Origin of the sequence: Lactobacillus sp. ESL0700 (genome assembly GCF_029392095.1) — a bacterium.
GTDB lineage: Bacteria > Bacillota > Bacilli > Lactobacillales > Lactobacillaceae > Lactobacillus.
On record NZ_CP113930.1, the window covers coordinates 1,849,980 to 1,868,120 of the forward strand.

Sequence of the window (18,141 nt, forward strand, 5' to 3'; positions counted from 1 at the left end):
TGTTGCTATCAGTTACGTTTCTTGTTGATGTGTTGACGTATATCGACAATCGCAAGAAATAACTGCAAACAAAAACGCCCTGACTAATAACTTGACAGTTACAGGGCGTATTTTTAAAAAATACAATCCAGTAGCCACCGTCCTTTGAAGACGGCTCTACGTAGAGAAGTCCTATACCAGTAGGGCTTCTTTTTATTTATACCGACATTGTAACATGATTAAAATTGGTGTGCAATTTTGCGACGAATTAAGTTGGCAATTTTTCAATATATTATAATCTATCAAAGTTCAGAATTTATAAGCACAATCGCAACATCTTAAAAAATAGTTAATTCGAATAATAATTACTATCTTCCTTTGCCGGACACAAGCTATTTAAGCTATACTAAGAGCAAGATGAAAGGTTGAGACGTGATGGCTGACAAGACAATTAAAATTGCATACTTATATGAAGACTTAATGAACACCTATGGTGATTCAGGCGATGTTAAAATTATTCGTTACCTATTAAAAAAGCAGAATTACACCACTCAGGTTGATAATGTTTCCTTAGGTGACCCCTTCAATGCCTTTGATTATGATTTTGTCTTCTTCGGTGGTGGCCAAGACTTTGAGCAAACCGTTGTTGCTAAAGACTTACCGCGGCACAAAGAAACATTAACCGATTATATTAATGCCGGTCATCCAATGCTTGGCGTTTGTGGTGGTTACCAGCTTGTTGGCACATACTACAAAACAATTGGCGGCACCACGATTAAAGGGTTAGATATTTTACCATTTCACACCGTTTTTAAGGCTGATAAGCGCATGATTGGCGACACTCACTACACTACTCAATGGGGCGAAGTTAAGGCATTTGAAAATCATTCAGGCCAAACTTATTTTGACAGTCAGAAGCTGCGGCCATTGGGTAAAATGATCACTGGCTATGGTAACAATCCCCAAGATGGGCTTGAGGGTTTACATTATCACAACTTCATTGGAACATACTCTCACGGTCCAATTTTGCGTAACTTAAATGTTGCTAACGCGATTGTTAAGATGGTGCTTGATTGGCACCAAGAACGTGTGGCTGATTAAATTATTACAATCAAAAACCTCCTCAGTTAAATCTGAAGAGGTTTTTATGTTCACCTGATATTTTTATTGATTATCTACTGCGTCAGCTAATAGTTGGCTAAATGTAGGTTGTTCTGTTACTGATAACTCGTAGGTCTTACGGTAATCGGCTACTGCCTCTATACCAAAAACATTTTCGTCAGTCATAACAACATTAGTATCAATTGGATCAATATCTAAAATTTTAGCATCCAAGACAATTGGCAAATTATTACCACTAGCCTGCAGCTGCTCAATCTTGGTCATTGCTGCCTTTAATTCTACTAAATTAGTTGCGGTTAAGCCAATTGCACCCATACTCTCAGCTGCTTTGGCCCAATCTGCACCAACTAGATCAATACCATAAGGCGCCTGATTAGCTTGCAATTTTTCATGTCCAATAAAGCCGAAGGACTTATTCTCTAAAACAACATTAACTACAGGTAAATGATACTTAACTTCTGTTAATAAATCCGGCATTACCATTGCATAACCACCATCCCCAGAAATTGTCCAAACTTGTCGCCTAGCAAACGATAATTTGGCTGCAAGACCAGCTGGTAAGCCAAAACCCATTGTGCCATACCAAGCTGACATTGCATATTTCTGATCCTGATCAAATGGCAATTGCCGTAAAGCCCATTCAGTATTATTGCCGACATCAAGGCCGAAGATTGCATCCTTTGTTGAATTTTCCTTAATTGCCTGAATCACACTTTCGGCACGCAAACCAGCATGATCATCAGCAGCTAACTTCTCCAGCCACTTTACCCATAAAACGCGGTCTTTCTGGGCTGCTTTTAAGAATGCAGTTGGCTCTGCTTGATAATCAACTGCAGCTAACTTTTCTAAAAAGTCTTTGGCATCAGCCAAAACAGTAATGTCAGCATCGTGTTGCTTACCCAAATCGGCTAAATTGTTGTTAACTTGAATAATTGTCTTGTCATTTGGCAAAAAGCGAGCAAACGGATAGTTAGTTCCAATATATAAAATTAAGTCGCTGTCTTGAGAAACATCAAAAGCAGGTTTAGTTCCTAAACGTCCACGTGCGCCCATGTAGTTGGGATGGTCGGTAGGAAAAACATCGGCAGCTGGTGCAGTAGTCAAAACTGGTAAGCCAAACTTATCAGCAACTGCCACTGCAGCAACGCGATTACCACGTGCACCTTGTCCTAACCACATAATTGGCTTATTTGCATTCTTAATTGCAGCAAAAACGGCAGCAACATCGCTTTCTTTAGCAGCAATTTCATTATCAGTAGCACTCAAAGCAGCTGTTTTAGTTGCCACATACTCAATTTCTTGTCCAGAAAGATCATCCGGCAATACAACAACTGAAACTGACTTAGTTGCATATGCAGACCGAATTGCTTCATCAATCAAGCTAGGTATCTGCTCCGCATTAGCTGCCAATTTATGAAATTGTGCTACATCAGCATAAATTGGATCTTGATTCATTTCTTGGAAGAAATTAGTATTCATAAATGCTGTTGAAGTCTGTCCAACTAAGGCTAAAACTGGTACGTGGTCCATTTTGGCATCATAAAGTCCATTTAACATATGTACTGAGCCTGGACCTGCAGAACCAAAAGCAACACCAATTTTACCAGTTAACTTAGCGTCAGCTGCTGCGGCTAAGGCTCCGACTTCCTCATGTCTTACCTGAATATATCTGATGTGATCACGCTCTTGGTACAACCCATCAACCGTATTATTAATTGAATCGGCGGTAATACCATAAACATGATCGACGTCCCATTTTTCTAATACCTTTGCAAGTGCTTGACCTGCCATCATCTTCGTCATTATAAAAACTCCATTCTTCAAAGTTATTCTTAAAGCTTACTTTTTGTAAGTGCATTTCACATAATACCACTTACTTTTTGTAAGTCAATAAAAAACAATAATTTTGACAGAGTTTTTAAAGCATACTAAAAAAGCGACCCTCAAAGGATCGCCTTTTTTATTCAAATATTATTCAGCTAAAGGAATAGCTGTCATGAGGCCCATGCCAAAGGTCTTCTCTAGACCTATGCCACTAGTTAAAGCCTGCTTAAACAAGTTAGCATCCTTAACTCGCAGCTTACCCATAAACGTTACTCTGCTGAGACGCACTCTCCGGCCATCTCGATGCAGTACAACTGGCCACTCACGACTAGTAATTTTAAATTCAGAACGTTTTAACTGGAAGCCAGCTTTTTCTGCTTGCTCAATAAGCCATTGCGCCTGATCTTTCACAGTAATCAATGGTGTTACCTTCCCTTCAGCCGACTTAAACGACGGATTAGCAGTTAGCTGAAAGTTCATCAGTTGACCAGGTTCAATATTATCTAAAAACTTGTCATAGTTTTTAGTAACTACAGTACCAACAACGCCAAAACGTGAAAGCAGAATACTATCTGGCTTATTTTGACTAACGATTAACAAATAATTTTTGTTCACCAAACGGTCAAGCCGCCATAGGTGGAGCATTTGCTCTTTTGAATCAATCTCATCAGGAAAGCTTTGCTCTACCCAATTGTGAAACGCAGAAAGTTGTGTTAATTTCTTAGCATTGCGCCAATTATTAACATCAATTTCAACTCTTGATAGATACATTTTCGCTCCCTTCAATAACTTTAATGCCTGCTTAAAAAGCAGCCAATTTAGTCATTAACATCTTCGCTTTGCATTGCTTTAGTCAATGCATCAGTAACTTGCTTCAGTAAATCTGATAAGTTACCAGCTTGATTGTTAATTCTTGAAGGATGGTTTGTGAGTATTACGTTCATCAACGGTTCTTCTACAAATCTCTTAGTTGCCATGTATTCGTCTTCTAGTCTTGTAATTGACTTAGAAATGCATTCCTTTTTGGAGATAATTGGTTCTTCAAAAGCAGAAGCCAAATTAATTGGTGTGCCCTCTCTTAAAGTAATCATGATGTAATTTGGCAAAGTCTTATTAGCAAATGTCATACGTGTACTTGCAGGCATTGAAAGAATAAAGGCCTTAACAAATTCTGCAACACTCTTAACAATATCGCCACCATTAAGGTTGTTTGCCAAAGTATTAACACTTACATTAGCATAACGATACAAAATTGCTGAATCATATTCAACTGCACCAAGCATGTCAACATCAGTTGCTTTATCTGGGTGTGAATCATCAAATGCTGTAAAGTAATCGTACTCTGATTTAATCTCATGCGTTGAAATTGCATGTGCTACTTGAGCTGCTGCACTAACATTCAATCTTGGATTATCTGCAACAATACGACCAAATAAAGCCAAGTCTAAAGAATTATTAGTTTGCAAAATCCGTGTAACATCATTTTTAGCATTTCGATCAGTAAAATTATCATGAGTTAAGGCATACTGTGCCAATTTTTCAATTTGATCAGGACTAATCATCAAATAAGTATCTGTCAAAACTCTACCAGTACTTTGGTCCCGCTTAAATTTAAGTCCAGCTGCACCCAAAGTAGCAATTGACTTGTCGATTGCTGAATTAGCGTCTAAAGATCCATCTAAGGCAGTTAGCTTGTAAGCCAATAACTCGGCAACTTCTTTAGTCTTTGTTGCAACTGCAGCATTTTCAGCTTTAAAGAAATCATGTACAGCCTTTTGCCAGTTTTGTGCAGAAACTCGTGCACGTGTTACCCCACCATAAAACGCGGTCTTTGCTGCACCCGTAGAATCTTGATTAATATTAGAAGAAGGTACTTTCTGTAATATATTCAGATCAAGATATAAATTCGTATTACTCATTCCAATTACTCCTTTTCAGTATTGTTGACCATGTATTTTAAACATTGTCCAGCCTTCATATAATTGCATGCTGGATACTTACAAACTGCTAAGATTTACCTAATTTACTGATATGCTAGCTTTCAACGCACCTAAACATAACCTAATACTTTAACAAAAGTATTGTGGTTAGGTTAAAAGTACTTTTTAAATAATTGAGGAATTGAATATAAGCCCCAATTCATTCGTTAACACACTCTTTATAAATACATATTATGTAATAAAAGCGATTTTTTTGCAAGCTATTTTACAAAAGCTAAATATAGTATAAAAATAATATTTTATTTAACAAGTTAGCCAAAAATAAGCTGCTATTTACAAAATGTAAGGGCTATTCATAATTCATGACTAATTATGTAATATTAATAATAATTTGATATATAGATAATATTTTTGTTATGTATGCTAAACATTATAGTCTTCTGGTTATTTCTGCTCTACTCATCAAGCATGTTATGTACCATTATTCATAAATTAATCCTGATAGCCATTATTAATGTAGGAAATTTAATAAAATTGCATAAACAAAAAGCACTGATACTATATCAGTGCCCGTGATTTAATATCTTTCACGCATTTTCTTATCTCGGTAGTAGTCTATTATGCAAATTATGTAAAAAATATATAGGGAAAGTAGACCGCTAAATGTTAAAATTCCCGAAAATAGTTTTTTCATTAAGAAAATTCTAGCCACATCACTGCTAGCTTTACATTAAGACTAAAATTACCAGTTAAAGAAGTTTGTGAAATTTTCATGTTTCACGCCTAAGAGCCTTGATTTAGCAAGGCTCTTATACTTATGCTTTTCATAATTTCACAATTAGATCAATTGAAAAAAGCCTAGGATAATCTAGACTTTCAACAGCTGAACTATTTACGTAGTTTGTTAATGATTTCTTTGACATCATCTAACACATCTTAAGCTTTTGCAAACACAAGATACAGTATGAGTAAAAATTAGTATTTTGTACGAGATACTTAATGTGCATGAAAGCAACTGAACTTGCACTGTCAACCATTATCAAGATATAATTGATAGTGAAACATAAGGTAAAGTTTTAAAGGGCAGTGGCTGTTTAATTCCAAGGAGATGATTATCTATGGGAACATGGAGCAAATTATTGAAAGGATTAGCAGTTAATGAGCGTCCACGATGCAATTTCTTTAATGTTGCAGTTTGGTTTAGTGCTGTTGGCACTGTTGACTTATATCGACAGCAACCATCACAACAAATAAGCGCAACAAAAAAAGACCGTCCCACATATAAACTTTGGCAAGTTATGGGATAGCCTTTAGCTAAACTATAATTTTCGGCCACCGCTCTTTGAAGGCGGAAGCTTGTGTTTAAGAAGTTCTATTAGTAGTAGGACTTCTTTTTATTTACAATTGTATTGTAGCATGTTTAAAATTGGTATGCAATTTTGACGGAAATTTCAAACGTTCTTAAACGTTGACTGAAAATAAAATTTGTTTAGCTTATGAAACATAAAAATTTCACAAACTTTTTTGGCAATTTTGGCTTTGATATAAAGCCGAATTTTACTACTTCGGATAAAATGTTGATTATGTAAAGTTAGCAGTGGTATAGCTAAATTATTCGATTCGTTCTAATTTTTCTTCTAGTGCTTCCGTTAGTAATTGCGAAAAATTGATTTTTGCTTCTTTGCCTTTTTCAGCCAATCGTAATGGTATCCTAGTATTTTTATTAACCATTCTATCTTTTATGCACTTCTTAGCCTGTAACATATCGGCAACAATATAACTAACAATTTTATCTGGATTTTTTCGTTGTATATCAGATAGAGAACTAGCTTTATATTCTTTACCTGATACTAACAAAAATCCTTCTAGACATTCTTCAGCTCGTTTGATTGAAGCTGGTATACCAACTCCTTCAGTAATTGCACCTGGAATATCTGGAAAGGTTACCGTGTAGTTACCCGCTTCATTTTTTGAGTCATCAAAAACAGCTGGATATGCATAATATTTTTTCATTTATTTATCTCCCTTAACTTATATATTTATTATACGCCCAAGCAATCATAAGCAAATATTTATTTTAAAATAAATAAAAAGTAGGTACTTTTAGTAACTACCTTTTTTGCAAAATTTTAAGTTTAAGTTATTGTTGTTAAAAATCTTTGTCAGAAAAAAATTTTAGCATTAAAATCTTTATCTAAATGCTTTCTTGGCGTCTTTTCTTTTGACTAAGATTGAGCCTGGTTAGTTGCTGAACTTTCAGTTGCTTCTTGATCGATCTGATTACTAAGAGCTAACCTTACAAATTTTGATTTTGAAATTGTTGGATTTGCTTTAAATAATTCAATAGCTTTATTATCAATAATCTTTTCAGTATTTACAAGTTTGGTAATGTTATCTTGCTTATTCTTTGAAAAGCGGTAAGACCATTGCTTTTTAGCGTTTTCTGCGCGTAATTCACGCTCAAGCTGGAACTCACTCACATGGCCATTAATCCTGCCGGCAATCATTTCATACAAGTCATCAATACCAGTGATTGGTACTGCTCAATTCAAGGTTAAGCACCGTATCAATCAAAATAGTACCGCCGCCAATATCAACTATAACAACTTTTTCATCTTGCATATCTTCATTGGTCAAGTAGCCTTCATTGTCCAGTAGCTCAGGATCGCCCTCACGCTTGTGGGGAATACGTTTTAACCAACTTTGACTTAGAAATATACGGAGGATCACCCCCACGCATGTGGGGGAATACTAAATGGTGTTGCATCAGATGATAATAAAAACAGGATCACCCCCACCTATGTGGGGAATACTGATAGTCTGCATCGCTATATTGAATGCCACCAGGATCACCCCCACCTATGTGGGGAATACTTAGAAAAAGCTGAGTTTCAAGAAGCAACGATGGGATCACCCCCACGCATGTGGGGAATACTATTTTTATCAAAGACTCCGAGCGAAACAAAAAGGATCACCCCCACGCATGTGGGGAATACTTTGTGATGGTGTGATAACTAATACCAAATTTAGGATCACCCCCACGCATGTGGGGAATACTATTTTCCTCCAAACAAAAAACCAAGCTTGCGAGGATCACCCCCACGCATGTGGGGAATACGGTTTATGAAGCTATTCAAGAAGCATTTAGAGAGGATCACCCCCACGCATGTGGGGAATACTAAATAATCATGACTGATGAACAACTAACCAAGGGAGCACCCCCACGCATGTGGGGAATACTAGCTGATGTAGCTAATCACATGGGTGCAATCCGGATCACCCCCACGCATGTGGGGAATACAACCTGATGCGGACCAAATTCAAGAAAATCTAAGGATCACCCCCACGCATGTGGGGAATACTTTTTAGCTTGATTACTTGAATTAGTTAGATTAGGATCACCCCCACGCATGTGGGGAATACCTTTAGCTTTCTTCACAGCTTGACGGGCAATCGGGATCACCCCCACGCATGTGGGGAATACGTGGAGTTCACTCTGGAAAATGGTGACCGGCAGGGATCACCCCCACGCATGTGGGGAATACATATTTTGCCAGAGAAATACCGGATCCAACTAAGGATCACCCCCACGCATGTGGGGAATACTCGGATGTTCTGGAATATCCGGCACGTCATCTAGGATCACCCCCACGCATGTGGGGAATACAGTAAAAGATCCCTATGATACCAACATTCCTAAAATTTAATCCTACCGTTTTTTATTAGTTTGTTTGCTAATTCCATTGTAGCCTGAGCATCAGATAATGCATTATGTGGCTGCAAATTTTCAATATTATAAAACTTTAATACTGTCGCCAACTGGTAGTTATCGAGAAACTTTTCGGTTTTCTTAACTATCGCCATTAAATCAATTGTTTTATTATCTAATTCTGCTAAGTTACAAGTAACTAGACCACTAGACAAAAACGTTTCATCAAAATGAAAATTATAACCCATTAAAATAGAAGACTTGATAAAATCTTTTAGCTGAACAAGAGCTAAACTAAGTGGTATCCCATTATCTGCCAGCATCTTTTCAGTTATACCCGTAAGCTCAGTTATTGGTTTAGGTATTTTTTGATCGATTTTAATTAATTGATCAAATTTTTGATAACTACCATCTTTTAGCTTTTTAATAGCACCTATTGCAATAATTTGATCACGACCAGCTTTTAATCCTGTTGTTTCAAGATCCAACACAGTAATTTCCGGCTGTGAAATTTTAGTGTGAACCTTTTTCTGATTATGTGCCATCACTTTTGCACGATGAAATTTAGCTGCATTACTAAAACCATACTTTGTAGCTTGCGGCATATTATCAACATTCAGCCGCATCACTAGCGGAATACCATCATAATCAACAACATCATAATTTCGTCGTGTCGTTTTAATCTCGTAACCCAACTCAGTATTGGTACTATAAACCATGGTCGCTTCACCACTACCAATATTTTTCTCTACTCGTTGCCACAATAAATCACGTATCCTTGCACTAACATTGCCCACATAGACACCTGTTTGTACTTCTTGATACCACTTAGTAAGGTCGCCTCGCAATGACTGTGGCACTTTAGTTAAAGTAACTACAATCATCAGTCACTGCCCTCTTCAATTTCGTGATATTGTACACCAAATTTTTGCAAGCCTAATTTGTCATCCCACAAGTTAATCACATTAGCTTCTTTTGCCTCTGTCACACCAAGTAAATTTTGCAAATCAGTTACCATTCGCGTTAATAATTTACCACTAGCAAATATATCCCGCATGGCTAGCCTTGTCTTAGTAGCGATATCTTTATCATTACCGTACTTGGCCGTAATTTCAAAAGCAACAGGTATTGAAATCTCTGCTTTATATAAATCCGCAAAGTCATAAACAAATGCCAAATCATGTCCTGTATGGACAAAGCCTAAGCCTGCAGAAGCACCCATCGCAACAATAACGCTATAACTTAGGCCATATAAAGCTTGATGAGCTTCAGTCAACGCCTTATTAATTGGCGTTTGTGCTTCAAAATCATCAGGATTATATTCGCGCCGCGTCCACAAGACGCCTGTTCTTTTAGATTGCTCACGATATATTCGCCTAACACGACTACCTTCCTTGCCACGCAATTCCTGCATTGAAAGTTGCGAAACGTCTTCATCAGGAAACCGCATTTGGTACATTTTTCTAGCAATTGCAACTCGAGAGCGTTTATTAGACACCAATTTTGCCTGAGCCTCAAGTAAACGTGAAGAATGATTGAGTGAGCGCCCATGAGCATATTGCCGCACGCCGTATTCACCAACCCAAACTACACTCATACCAGCCTCACCAATTAGTTCCATCGCTCGATGAGTAACATCAACACCTGGACCTAACATCAGTACACTTACAATTGCCGCTGGAACAAAAACAGTACCACGACTATCAGAAACCATTAGGGCACTATCTTGCCTGTTCAACTTAGCATGTTCAAAATAAAGAAATGTTATTCGATCACTAATTCTAGCCAGTTCTGATAGCTCTGGCTTCTTAGCGCCAAAGTTTTTCACCATTATTTTGACCTCGGAATAACCGTCATCAATCCCATGCCAAAGGCCTTTTCACGACCCAATCCATTAATCAATGTCTCTTTAAACAGTTCGACATCGGTAACCTGCAAGATACCCTCAAACGTAACCCGACTAAGACGCACTCTGCGATTACCGCGATATGATAACAGCGGCCAATCACGACTAACAATGTTAAACGATTGTTCATTTTCAGAATATTTAACCTGAAAGCCAGATTTTTCTGCTCGATCAGCCAACCACTGCATTTGTTGCGCCACAGTAACATGAGGGTATACCTTATTTTGATCTTTTGGCCTGTAAGATGGGTTGGCAGTCAGCCTAAACTGCATAACTTCGCCTTGTTTGATTTGACTTAAAAAATTATCGTAATTTTTGATAATAACTGTTCTGGCAACACCATATCGCAACAGTCCTTCTGGATTAGGCTTGGCCTCACTAAGAATCAATAAGTATAACTTTCCTGATAAACGATCAAGCCGCCACAAGTGACGCAATCTCTTACCAGCTCTAATTTCATCTGGGAAGCTTTGCTCTACCCAATTATGAAAAGCCGAAAGTTGCGTCAAATCTTTAATTTTTTGTCGATTATTTACATCGATCTCAACTCTTGATAAATACATTTGCGCTCCTTTTTATAAAGCTGACAAAGCATCATGCTCAGTATCTGATTTAAAAACAGGATTGGTAAGTTCAACTACTGTGGTTTTAACCTCGCGAAAGCCATACTGACGTGCTTTTGAATCAAATGATATAGCTTCATCTTTTACTTCCATACTCGATTTATTAACATCCGGCAATAAATCCGCATCCGCAATGATTTCCGCTCTAAATGTGGCACTGCGCCTTTGCCGTTTTTGATACCAATCAGAGGCTCTCCACGGCAATTGTTTTAACACAGAAACTGGATCGCCATCTTTAATATCCATTTGTAAAACGCCAGCAGGAACATTTGCACGTCTGCCTAAAAATAAGGCATAATGCGGGTGCTTTAATGCAAAATGGATTTTTTCAATGGTAGTCTCGTCACCACCAACAGCTACAACAAAAACAGCATCTTGCAAGTAGTCACGATAGGTGATCTTTCGTGTATCTTTTTTCCATTCAACCGTCTGAAAATCGGTTAAAGTTATCCCATGTTGGTCAATTCGAACAGCAAATTGTAAATCATTTAACTGCTTAATCCGTTGATCATCACGACCATATCCCAATGCTGCGGCAATTATCCCTATTATTGCACTTTTTGCTGGATAATCGCCTGTTGTCCGCCGTTCAAATGATGCTTCATTGCCATAAGACTGCAAAGGCGCAGTCAACCTAATCGTTAGTGTCTTCATCTTGCATAACCTTTGTCAAAGCTGCAGATATCTGATCTAGTAATTCAGAAAGTTTTGTGACTTTTTCAAGTTGCCCACTACCATCTCGCGAAAGCACAACATTAAGAAGAGGCTCTTCAAGCATGCTATTAGTAGATTGATATTCATCTTCTAACTTCTGAATAGAATTTTTAACAAAACCACCTTTGGTCACAACTGGTTCTTCAAATGCTGAAACCAAATTAACTGGAGTATCTGGACGCAGTGTAACCATAATATAATTTGGCAAAGTCTTATTTGCAAACGTGTTTTGTTTACCTGTTGGCATTGACAAAGTAAAGGCTTTAATAAAGGCAATTATACTTTGAATAGCATCTTGATTGCCTAAATTTTTAGCCAAATCTTTAACATTAATATTTGCATAGCGGTATAAAGTTGCAGAATCATATTCAATCGTTCCCAGCATTGCTGCACCATTAGCATCATCTGATTGCAAATCATCGAGTGCTGTGAAGTAGTCATATTCTGGAATAATTTCATGTGTCGAAATTGCATGGGCAACTTGAGCCGACGCATCAACATTTAATTCTGGATTATCAGCAACCATCCGGCCAAACAAAGCTAAGTCTAAGGAATTATCCTCCTTCAAGATTTGCTTAATTTCCTTCTTAATATCTTTATCATCAAATTTATCATGGTTAAGTGCATACTGGGCTAATTTATCAACTTGTCCAGGACTAACTAATAAAAGCGCGCCTGTTAAAGTCTTGCCTGACTTCTTATCCTTTTTAACCTTAATTCCTGCAGCAGTCAAAATTGCTGTTGCCTTTTCCATAGCAGCTTCTTCGTCCAAAGAATTATCCAAAGATTGCACTTTTTTTGCCAAAAATTCGGCAACTTCTTTAGTCCTTGTTCCAACCGAGGCACTTTCGTCTCTAAAGTAATCACGCATCGCTTTTTTCCAGCTTTGTGAAGAAACACGCGCCCGTGTAACACCACCATACAATGCCGTTTTAGGTGCACCAGTATCATCACGGTTAATGTTTGACGATGGCACTGTTTGTAATACATTAAGATCTAAATATAAGTTTTTGTTAGTCATTTTCTTCTCCTTTAATACTATCTGAGTTAGTTACTCTAAAATATTGTTGACCCCACGATAAGCGAACATTACCCGCACGATGATAATTTGTCTGAAAATCATATAAATCTTGTGCTAGTAGTGGATAGTCAATTTTTACTGCCTGATTAGTAGCTTTTTGGATTTCTACTAGATGCGTTAGCGAATTGATAACACTAGCAATATTATTTGTTGCTAGTAATGGTTGAATACGCCGATCTAGTGCTACTCTCACATCTTCATTTGCTCTTAACTTAGAAAGAGCAGTGAACAAGCTTACCCCATCAGCTTCTGCATTATCTTTAGCTTTTTTCTTTGTTGAATCGCCACAAACTAATTCATCTTTACCTTGCTGCTGAATTGCATAAAGGCGTATTGCAGCAAATACAGCAATTTCACCAATTGTCGGCTCACCATTTTTACTTAAAAATTGTTCTGGTAAATACTTCATTAATAATGGCCAAACGTTTTGTGCACGCTGACTAGTAATTGTCGCGGCACTTCTTAAGCTTGCTAAAGCGGCTTTATCCAAATTGCCATTATCATAAAGTCGGTCAATGATTTTAGCCGTTATTTTTCTGATTGCATAATCATATTCCATCAAGTCATCACTCCTTCTTCAATTCAGAATTAACACGATATTTAAAATAGTTATTAATCGTGAAAATATTTCTAAGGCCTTTATCGGTAAGAACCCCTTTTACATCACGTGATGAACTAGTATCCATTACCTTTTTAGCTTCTGCAAAAGCATGCTGTTTAAGCTGCTTTTCCCAAAGTAATACCTTTTCACCACGTTCATCATGATTAGTTAAGCCTGCGAGCCAATCTTTAAACGGTTGATTTAATCCATAATAAAACTTGGCGCTTAAGCGATTAGCAAACTCCTTAAGCGAATTGTCTTTAAATCCGCGAATTTCGCCAACATCACGTGCAAATTGCCAAAAGTATGACCCAACTGTCTGCGTCTTTTCAATCACTGCTTCAATTTGCGCTGGCCAATAATCTGCATCATTTTCATCAAAAAGAACATCGGCATTAATAGTCATATCATCAGTAACTTCAGCAACCGGAGATTGTGATGTCGCATTATCATCATCAATCAAGTCCACGGACGCCAATGTCAATAATTTATTGTGCGGAATTGCCTGTTTTTCTTTAAGTAATCGCAGCCAAACAACAATTCCTGGCTCCCTGTTATCATGAACCTTATTGGCATTAACGTAATTACCGAAACTGCGCCACATTGCTTTGCCTAATGACTGCAATCTTCTAACTGCTGGCCTATAAGTCGCTGTCTTTTTATCATATTTCCAGACTGTCATCGGTTCAATCATTGCATTATCACTGACAATTTTGGGCAATCCTGCACTAAAGATAGTTGGCTCCCCAGTATTATTCCATTCAATATGCAAAATCCGTGACCAACTTGTATACAGCTCTGCAATATTATTCGGTAAAAGATTTTTTTGGCGTTCACTCACGTACTCTTTTGCGCTTACATATTCCCAGACTGGTCTTTGCCGTGCTGGCTCTTGACTAAATAAAACTAGGTTTAACATCAAAGTTTCAAAAAGAGTTTTACCCTGAGCAAAAACAGGATTTAATTTATACAGCCAACCAGGTGAAACTGAGAATTTTTCATCTGCTTTAATCTTAGTTTTATCAGTTACCCCAGTAAAGCTTTGGTAAGTAATTATCCATCTAGCCAATTCATCGACTGCAATTTGGTTTTTACCTTCACCAGCTTTCGGTGCAAAGAGCGCTGGAGTATTGTTACTTTCAGAAATGCGTCTATTAATTTGCTTAACTGATACTGTTCCTGTACCCTTGGCAACAGCCTTATTATCTGGAACTAGCTCATCATATTCAGCTTTTGTTACCTGATAAAAAGGATGGTCACCAAAGAAAGCAAATTTATCAGCGTAATGCTCTAAATATTTAGTAACAATCTCTGTAAAATGTCCTTTTTGGTATAAACTTTGCCAAGTTGCTAATAAGTCATCATCAATTTCGTCTTCATCATAATCATCAGAAATTACCGCACCAGCTTTAAACGAATCCTTTTCATCTTCTAACCATTCATAAGATTGACCAGCTGCATCAAAACGAGAATAGACTGTCGTTAAGATTGCTAATAAAAGTCGCATAATCGCTAAATCTTGTGCTCGCATGTCACCAGCTAATTGCCGATAATTTTGCGCATTTTTAAATAATTCAATTAAAGAAACTCGTTGCTCTTGACCGGTTTGCCTATCGATTACTTTAAGCCAAGAATCCGTAGTTAAATTAAAATCTTTTTCAATCATCATCATCATCCTTTGTATAACTCAAACCAAATTGTTCCGAATACTGCAATTTCCACTTACCAAGAGTAGTTGTTAAATTCTCATCTAAAGGAAGAGCTAAGGCTCCCTTGAGCCAAACGCTATTTTGCCAGTCTGCATAATACTTACTAGTAATCTTTTCTAAGGATTTAATTACATCATCAATTGCAGTTACATACTGTGTCATTGCTGTTGGTAGTCTGATTACTTGCTCTGAAATATCATAATCTGAAACCTGAGCCAAATCTTGACCATTAATTAAAAAGTCACCCTTAGCTGTATGCTTAAGCAAAATAACTTCAATTGTTTCTTGAATATCCCGAACAGCCCTACTTGCCTTTTCTTCATCCTTATCAACACCTGATTGCTCATAATTCAGCCAGCCATGAATTGGTTCCTTAAGTTGCGGATTTTTAATTTGAAATTTTTTAGCTTTTTCTTTTTCTTCATTAATGTACAAGTCAAATTCTTCTTTTGCCTTTTCAATTCCAGCAACTTTAGAATCAGTTTCAGGATTATAAACTTGCTGGACAAGATTAGAAATATCATCAGGTAACGTAATAGTATCTGGCAAAAAATGATCCGTCTTCATCAACAAATATTTATGATAAATACTCTCATTAGCTGCACCATAATCGCCCAAGTCATTAATTCCCATCACATAAAGTTGTGGCTGCTCTAAACTTTTTGGTCTAACAATTTCATGACGATGCAACCGCCCCGCTCGCTGCAAAATCAAATCAATTGGTGCAATATCTGTATAAAGAACATCAAAGTCAATATCCAAAGATTGCTCTAAAACCTGTGTCCCAATTACAACTAATTTTTCGGGTCGCTTGTCTTTTTTGTTTTTCTTATCTTTTTTACCAATTGCATTTTGCAATTTGGTTTCCTGTGCTGTTCGTTCTGGTGCTAAAAAAGCAGAGTGTAAAACCATGAATTCCACATCGGTTTGCGCAACTAATTTAGCCAATGCTTGTGCACGCTTAACTGTATTTACAATAACTCCAGCAATTCCACCAGCCTTTATCTTGTCTAAAATGGCAGCTACTAATTCATCATCAGGTAAATTAATTCTTTCAACCTGCAACTTTTGTACTTTCTGGTCGCTTTGACCAGGAAATTCTGAAATTTGCTTTAACTGACAGCCATCCAGAATACTTACTAATGGATATGCTTGGTTATTTTCCCAATCAGCAGGTGCTTTAAATTGTTTACGTTCTTTTCGGTTATATTTACCTTTCAAATAGGCTTTAATCAGAGCTTGCCTTTTTTCTATTGGCAATGTTGCTGACAAAATTACAATAGGAACATGGTATGTACCTAGCCATGTGATTGCTTTATACAAATATTGACTCATGTATGCATCATAAGCATGGACCTCATCAATCACGACTATTTTGCCGCTCAATCCTAAATGCTTTAAAAACAAATGCTTTTGCTTTAATCCCATTGAAAGTAGATTATCGATCGTACCAATCGTGAACTTAGTCAGGATAGTCTTTTTCCCAGAAAACCAACTATTAACTGTAACAGCCCCAGTATCTGTATCATCTGCCACATTTTCCGCATCAGGTAGCCTTTTGTATTCGCTATTAAACGCTTTTTTACTGTGCATTAATTCAATTGAAAAATCACTTTGTTGCTCAGCAGATAGTTTTTGCAACCAATACTCAACTCGTTTAAACATGGCATTACTAGTTGCTTGTGTTGGCAATCCCATAAACAACCCATCTGCACCGGTAATATAAGCTAACTGTTCAGCAGCAACCAGTGCAATCTCTGTTTTACCTAAACCCATTGGTGCTTCGACAATAATCATTCCCGGATCAGTTGTTTCACCAATTGCTTTAGTTATTGTCTTTTGAACGGGTCTTGCTTTAAACTGCCATCTCTTTTCATATGGGTCAGTTGTTTCAGAAACTTTTTGCGGCTCCCATTCATCGCCAAGATACCAATTATGCATCGCTTGCTCAAAACGTTCTTCCATATTTAAATCATGCCAAGTTTGATCTAGTCTAATTAATGGAAAGAGCTCTTCACCATTATGTGTACGCTCACTTGAAGCTAGCCAATCAGCCATAATTATTAGGCCTTCCAATATCACAGCTTGCGGTTGAGTAATGTCCGGAATATCTGCAACACTTTGATAACCTGCAATTGCTAAACCATATTCAAATAATTCTTTTTGGACTTGCTGCCAAGGTGTTTTCAGGGTTTCATTTTGATCACTTTGATAATAATTTGCTGTATGATTCCTAATTTCATCATAAGGAGTAGTAGACTCAGGCTTACCATGATGGCCGCCAATCAATGCGGCCACATTTTCTGGCACACCAAATTTTAGTAATAAAGCTTCTCCTGCTCGGTTATGAGGGGATTCTCTTCGCAACGGTAATTCCAAATTATCAAGATCATAGAACCCTTGCCTGATTAGCTTTTCAATCAAAGCATTATCTAAATCATCATCATGAATATATGCTTTTTTAGTTTGAAAAGCTGGTGTAGCCTTACCGAGGTCATGAATAAAGCCCAAGAACTTGACTAATTTATGAATTTCGTCATCAGAAAAATTTCCTTTTAAAAATTGACGCTGATTATTAGACAGCCAATGATTATATAAAAAATTAATTACATTTTTAGTATCTGTTAAGTGAGCAATCAATGGTAACCATTTTTGTTGACCGTCTTCTGTATTTTTCTTTGCCCACAATGCTAAAGTTTTACTTGATAAAGCTGGCATTACTTTCAACCTTCTTTTATTTTAATAATCATAATCAAATTAAATATATACCGGAATAAAATTTATTGCAAGCGTTTTTAAAAATAATTTTAAATAAATAGGTTATAACACCATGCTATAACCTATAAATTAGCCCCACAAATGTGGGGAATACCATATTAATAATTATCATCAATGGATGACCCTCATTATTATGAGGAATACATCTTTAATTA

The 18,141-nt window shown here is 37.0% G+C and carries 15 protein-coding genes and 1 CRISPR repeat array; of the genes, 2 read left to right on the forward strand and 13 right to left on the reverse strand.

All coding sequences use genetic code 11. The features are described 5' to 3' along the window. Positions 1–414: 414 nt before the first annotated feature. Positions 415–1,080, forward strand: a complete 666-nt coding sequence (locus tag OZX63_RS08825) for a cobalamin biosynthesis protein CobQ (RefSeq protein WP_277143305.1) — start codon at positions 415–417, stop codon at positions 1,078–1,080. Positions 1,081–1,143: 63 nt separating this feature from the next. On the opposite strand, the gene OZX63_RS08830 is transcribed toward OZX63_RS08825, so the two are convergent. The 3 genes from OZX63_RS08830 to cas7e (OZX63_RS08840) all read right to left on the reverse strand — a co-directional run bounded on the left by OZX63_RS08830 (position 1,144) and on the right by cas7e (OZX63_RS08840) (position 4,844). Beyond that, positions 1,144–2,904 (reverse strand): thiamine pyrophosphate-binding protein, encoded by a 1,761-nt coding sequence (locus OZX63_RS08830; protein WP_277143307.1) that lies wholly within the window; start codon positions 2,902–2,904, stop codon positions 1,144–1,146. Positions 2,905–3,072: 168 nt separating this feature from the next. Next, entirely contained in the window at positions 3,073–3,696 is a 624-nt protein-coding gene (gene cas6e, locus OZX63_RS08835; protein WP_277143309.1) for a type I-E CRISPR-associated protein Cas6/Cse3/CasE, read from the reverse strand. Between the two features lie 47 nt (positions 3,697–3,743). After that, positions 3,744–4,844 (reverse strand): type I-E CRISPR-associated protein Cas7/Cse4/CasC, encoded by a 1,101-nt coding sequence (gene cas7e / locus OZX63_RS08840; RefSeq protein WP_277143311.1) that lies wholly within the window; start codon positions 4,842–4,844, stop codon positions 3,744–3,746. Between the two features lie 1,179 nt (positions 4,845–6,023). Between cas7e (OZX63_RS08840) and OZX63_RS08845 the strand changes: the two genes are divergently transcribed. After that, on the forward strand, positions 6,024–6,119 hold the full coding sequence (locus OZX63_RS08845) for a putative holin-like toxin (RefSeq protein WP_277163668.1): 96 nt from the start codon (positions 6,024–6,026) through the stop codon (positions 6,117–6,119). A 357-nt stretch (positions 6,120–6,476) separates the two neighbouring features. Here OZX63_RS08845 and OZX63_RS08850 read toward each other — a convergent pair whose 3' ends face one another. The 10 genes from OZX63_RS08850 to cas3 form a co-directional block, all read right to left on the reverse strand. Beyond that, positions 6,477–6,878: a HicB family protein gene (locus OZX63_RS08850; protein WP_277143313.1), complete on the reverse strand. Its 402-nt coding sequence runs from the start codon at positions 6,876–6,878 to the stop codon at positions 6,477–6,479. A 212-nt stretch (positions 6,879–7,090) separates the two neighbouring features. Then, positions 7,091–7,381, reverse strand: a complete 291-nt coding sequence (locus OZX63_RS08855; RefSeq protein ID WP_277143315.1) for a hypothetical protein — start codon at positions 7,379–7,381, stop codon at positions 7,091–7,093. Positions 7,382–7,527: 146 nt separating this feature from the next. Further along, a CRISPR array of direct repeats spans positions 7,528–8,532; the repeat unit is 28 nt; unit sequence GGATCACCCCCACGCATGTGGGGAATAC. Between the two features lie 29 nt (positions 8,533–8,561). Beyond that, positions 8,562–9,458, reverse strand: a complete 897-nt coding sequence (gene cas2e / locus OZX63_RS08860; protein ID WP_277143317.1) for a type I-E CRISPR-associated endoribonuclease Cas2e — start codon at positions 9,456–9,458, stop codon at positions 8,562–8,564. Next, complete coding sequence (cas1e, locus tag OZX63_RS08865) at positions 9,458–10,405, reverse strand: type I-E CRISPR-associated endonuclease Cas1e (protein WP_277143319.1); 948 nt, start codon at positions 10,403–10,405, stop codon at positions 9,458–9,460. The genes cas2e and cas1e overlap by 1 nt, the downstream gene beginning before the upstream one ends. Beyond that, positions 10,405–11,043: a type I-E CRISPR-associated protein Cas6/Cse3/CasE gene (gene cas6e / locus OZX63_RS08870; protein ID WP_277143321.1), complete on the reverse strand. Its 639-nt coding sequence runs from the start codon at positions 11,041–11,043 to the stop codon at positions 10,405–10,407. The genes cas1e and cas6e (OZX63_RS08870) overlap by 1 nt, the downstream gene beginning before the upstream one ends. 12 nt (positions 11,044–11,055) lie before the next feature. After that, a complete protein-coding gene (cas5e, locus tag OZX63_RS08875; protein WP_277143323.1) occupies positions 11,056–11,757 on the reverse strand; it encodes a type I-E CRISPR-associated protein Cas5/CasD in 702 nt (233 codons plus the stop codon). Further along, positions 11,738–12,838 (reverse strand): type I-E CRISPR-associated protein Cas7/Cse4/CasC, encoded by a 1,101-nt coding sequence (gene cas7e, locus OZX63_RS08880; protein ID WP_277143325.1) that lies wholly within the window; start codon positions 12,836–12,838, stop codon positions 11,738–11,740. Before cas7e (OZX63_RS08880) ends, cas5e begins: the two co-directional genes overlap by 20 nt. Further along, on the reverse strand, positions 12,831–13,457 hold the full coding sequence (gene casB, locus OZX63_RS08885; RefSeq protein ID WP_277143327.1) for a type I-E CRISPR-associated protein Cse2/CasB: 627 nt from the start codon (positions 13,455–13,457) through the stop codon (positions 12,831–12,833). Before casB ends, cas7e (OZX63_RS08880) begins: the two co-directional genes overlap by 8 nt. Positions 13,458–13,464: 7 nt before the next feature. Then, positions 13,465–15,165 (reverse strand): type I-E CRISPR-associated protein Cse1/CasA, encoded by a 1,701-nt coding sequence (locus OZX63_RS08890; protein WP_277143329.1) that lies wholly within the window; start codon positions 15,163–15,165, stop codon positions 13,465–13,467. Further along, positions 15,158–17,926 (reverse strand): CRISPR-associated helicase Cas3', encoded by a 2,769-nt coding sequence (gene cas3 / locus OZX63_RS08895; RefSeq protein WP_277143331.1) that lies wholly within the window; start codon positions 17,924–17,926, stop codon positions 15,158–15,160. Before cas3 ends, OZX63_RS08890 begins: the two co-directional genes overlap by 8 nt. Positions 17,927–18,141: the final 215 nt, after the last annotated feature.

What these genes read in the sequence shown, in the direction of transcription:
- OZX63_RS08890 (WP_277143329.1), bottom strand. Translation starts at nt 15,165, where the DNA reads ATGATTGAAAAAGATTTTAATTTAACTACGGATTCTTGGCTTAAAGTA.
- cas6e (WP_277143321.1), bottom strand. Translation starts at nt 11,043, where the DNA reads ATGTATTTATCAAGAGTTGAGATCGATGTAAATAATCGACAAAAAATT.
- cas3 (WP_277143331.1), bottom strand. Translation starts at nt 17,926, where the DNA reads ATGCCAGCTTTATCAAGTAAAACTTTAGCATTGTGGGCAAAGAAAAAT.
- cas7e (WP_277143311.1), bottom strand. Translation starts at nt 4,844, where the DNA reads ATGAGTAATACGAATTTATATCTTGATCTGAATATATTACAGAAAGTA.
- cas2e (WP_277143317.1), bottom strand. Translation starts at nt 9,458, where the DNA reads ATGATTGTAGTTACTTTAACTAAAGTGCCACAGTCATTGCGAGGCGAC.
- OZX63_RS08850 (WP_277143313.1), bottom strand. Translation starts at nt 6,878, where the DNA reads ATGAAAAAATATTATGCATATCCAGCTGTTTTTGATGACTCAAAAAAT.
- cas7e (WP_277143325.1), bottom strand. Translation starts at nt 12,838, where the DNA reads ATGACTAACAAAAACTTATATTTAGATCTTAATGTATTACAAACAGTG.
- cas1e (WP_277143319.1), bottom strand. Translation starts at nt 10,405, where the DNA reads ATGGTGAAAAACTTTGGCGCTAAGAAGCCAGAGCTATCAGAACTGGCT.
- cas6e (WP_277143309.1), bottom strand. Translation starts at nt 3,696, where the DNA reads ATGTATCTATCAAGAGTTGAAATTGATGTTAATAATTGGCGCAATGCT.
- OZX63_RS08825 (WP_277143305.1), top strand. Translation starts at nt 415, where the DNA reads ATGGCTGACAAGACAATTAAAATTGCATACTTATATGAAGACTTAATG.
- OZX63_RS08845 (WP_277163668.1), top strand. Translation starts at nt 6,024, where the DNA reads ATGAGCGTCCACGATGCAATTTCTTTAATGTTGCAGTTTGGTTTAGTG.
- OZX63_RS08830 (WP_277143307.1), bottom strand. Translation starts at nt 2,904, where the DNA reads ATGACGAAGATGATGGCAGGTCAAGCACTTGCAAAGGTATTAGAAAAA.
- cas5e (WP_277143323.1), bottom strand. Translation starts at nt 11,757, where the DNA reads ATGAAGACACTAACGATTAGGTTGACTGCGCCTTTGCAGTCTTATGGC.
- casB (WP_277143327.1), bottom strand. Translation starts at nt 13,457, where the DNA reads ATGGAATATGATTATGCAATCAGAAAAATAACGGCTAAAATCATTGAC.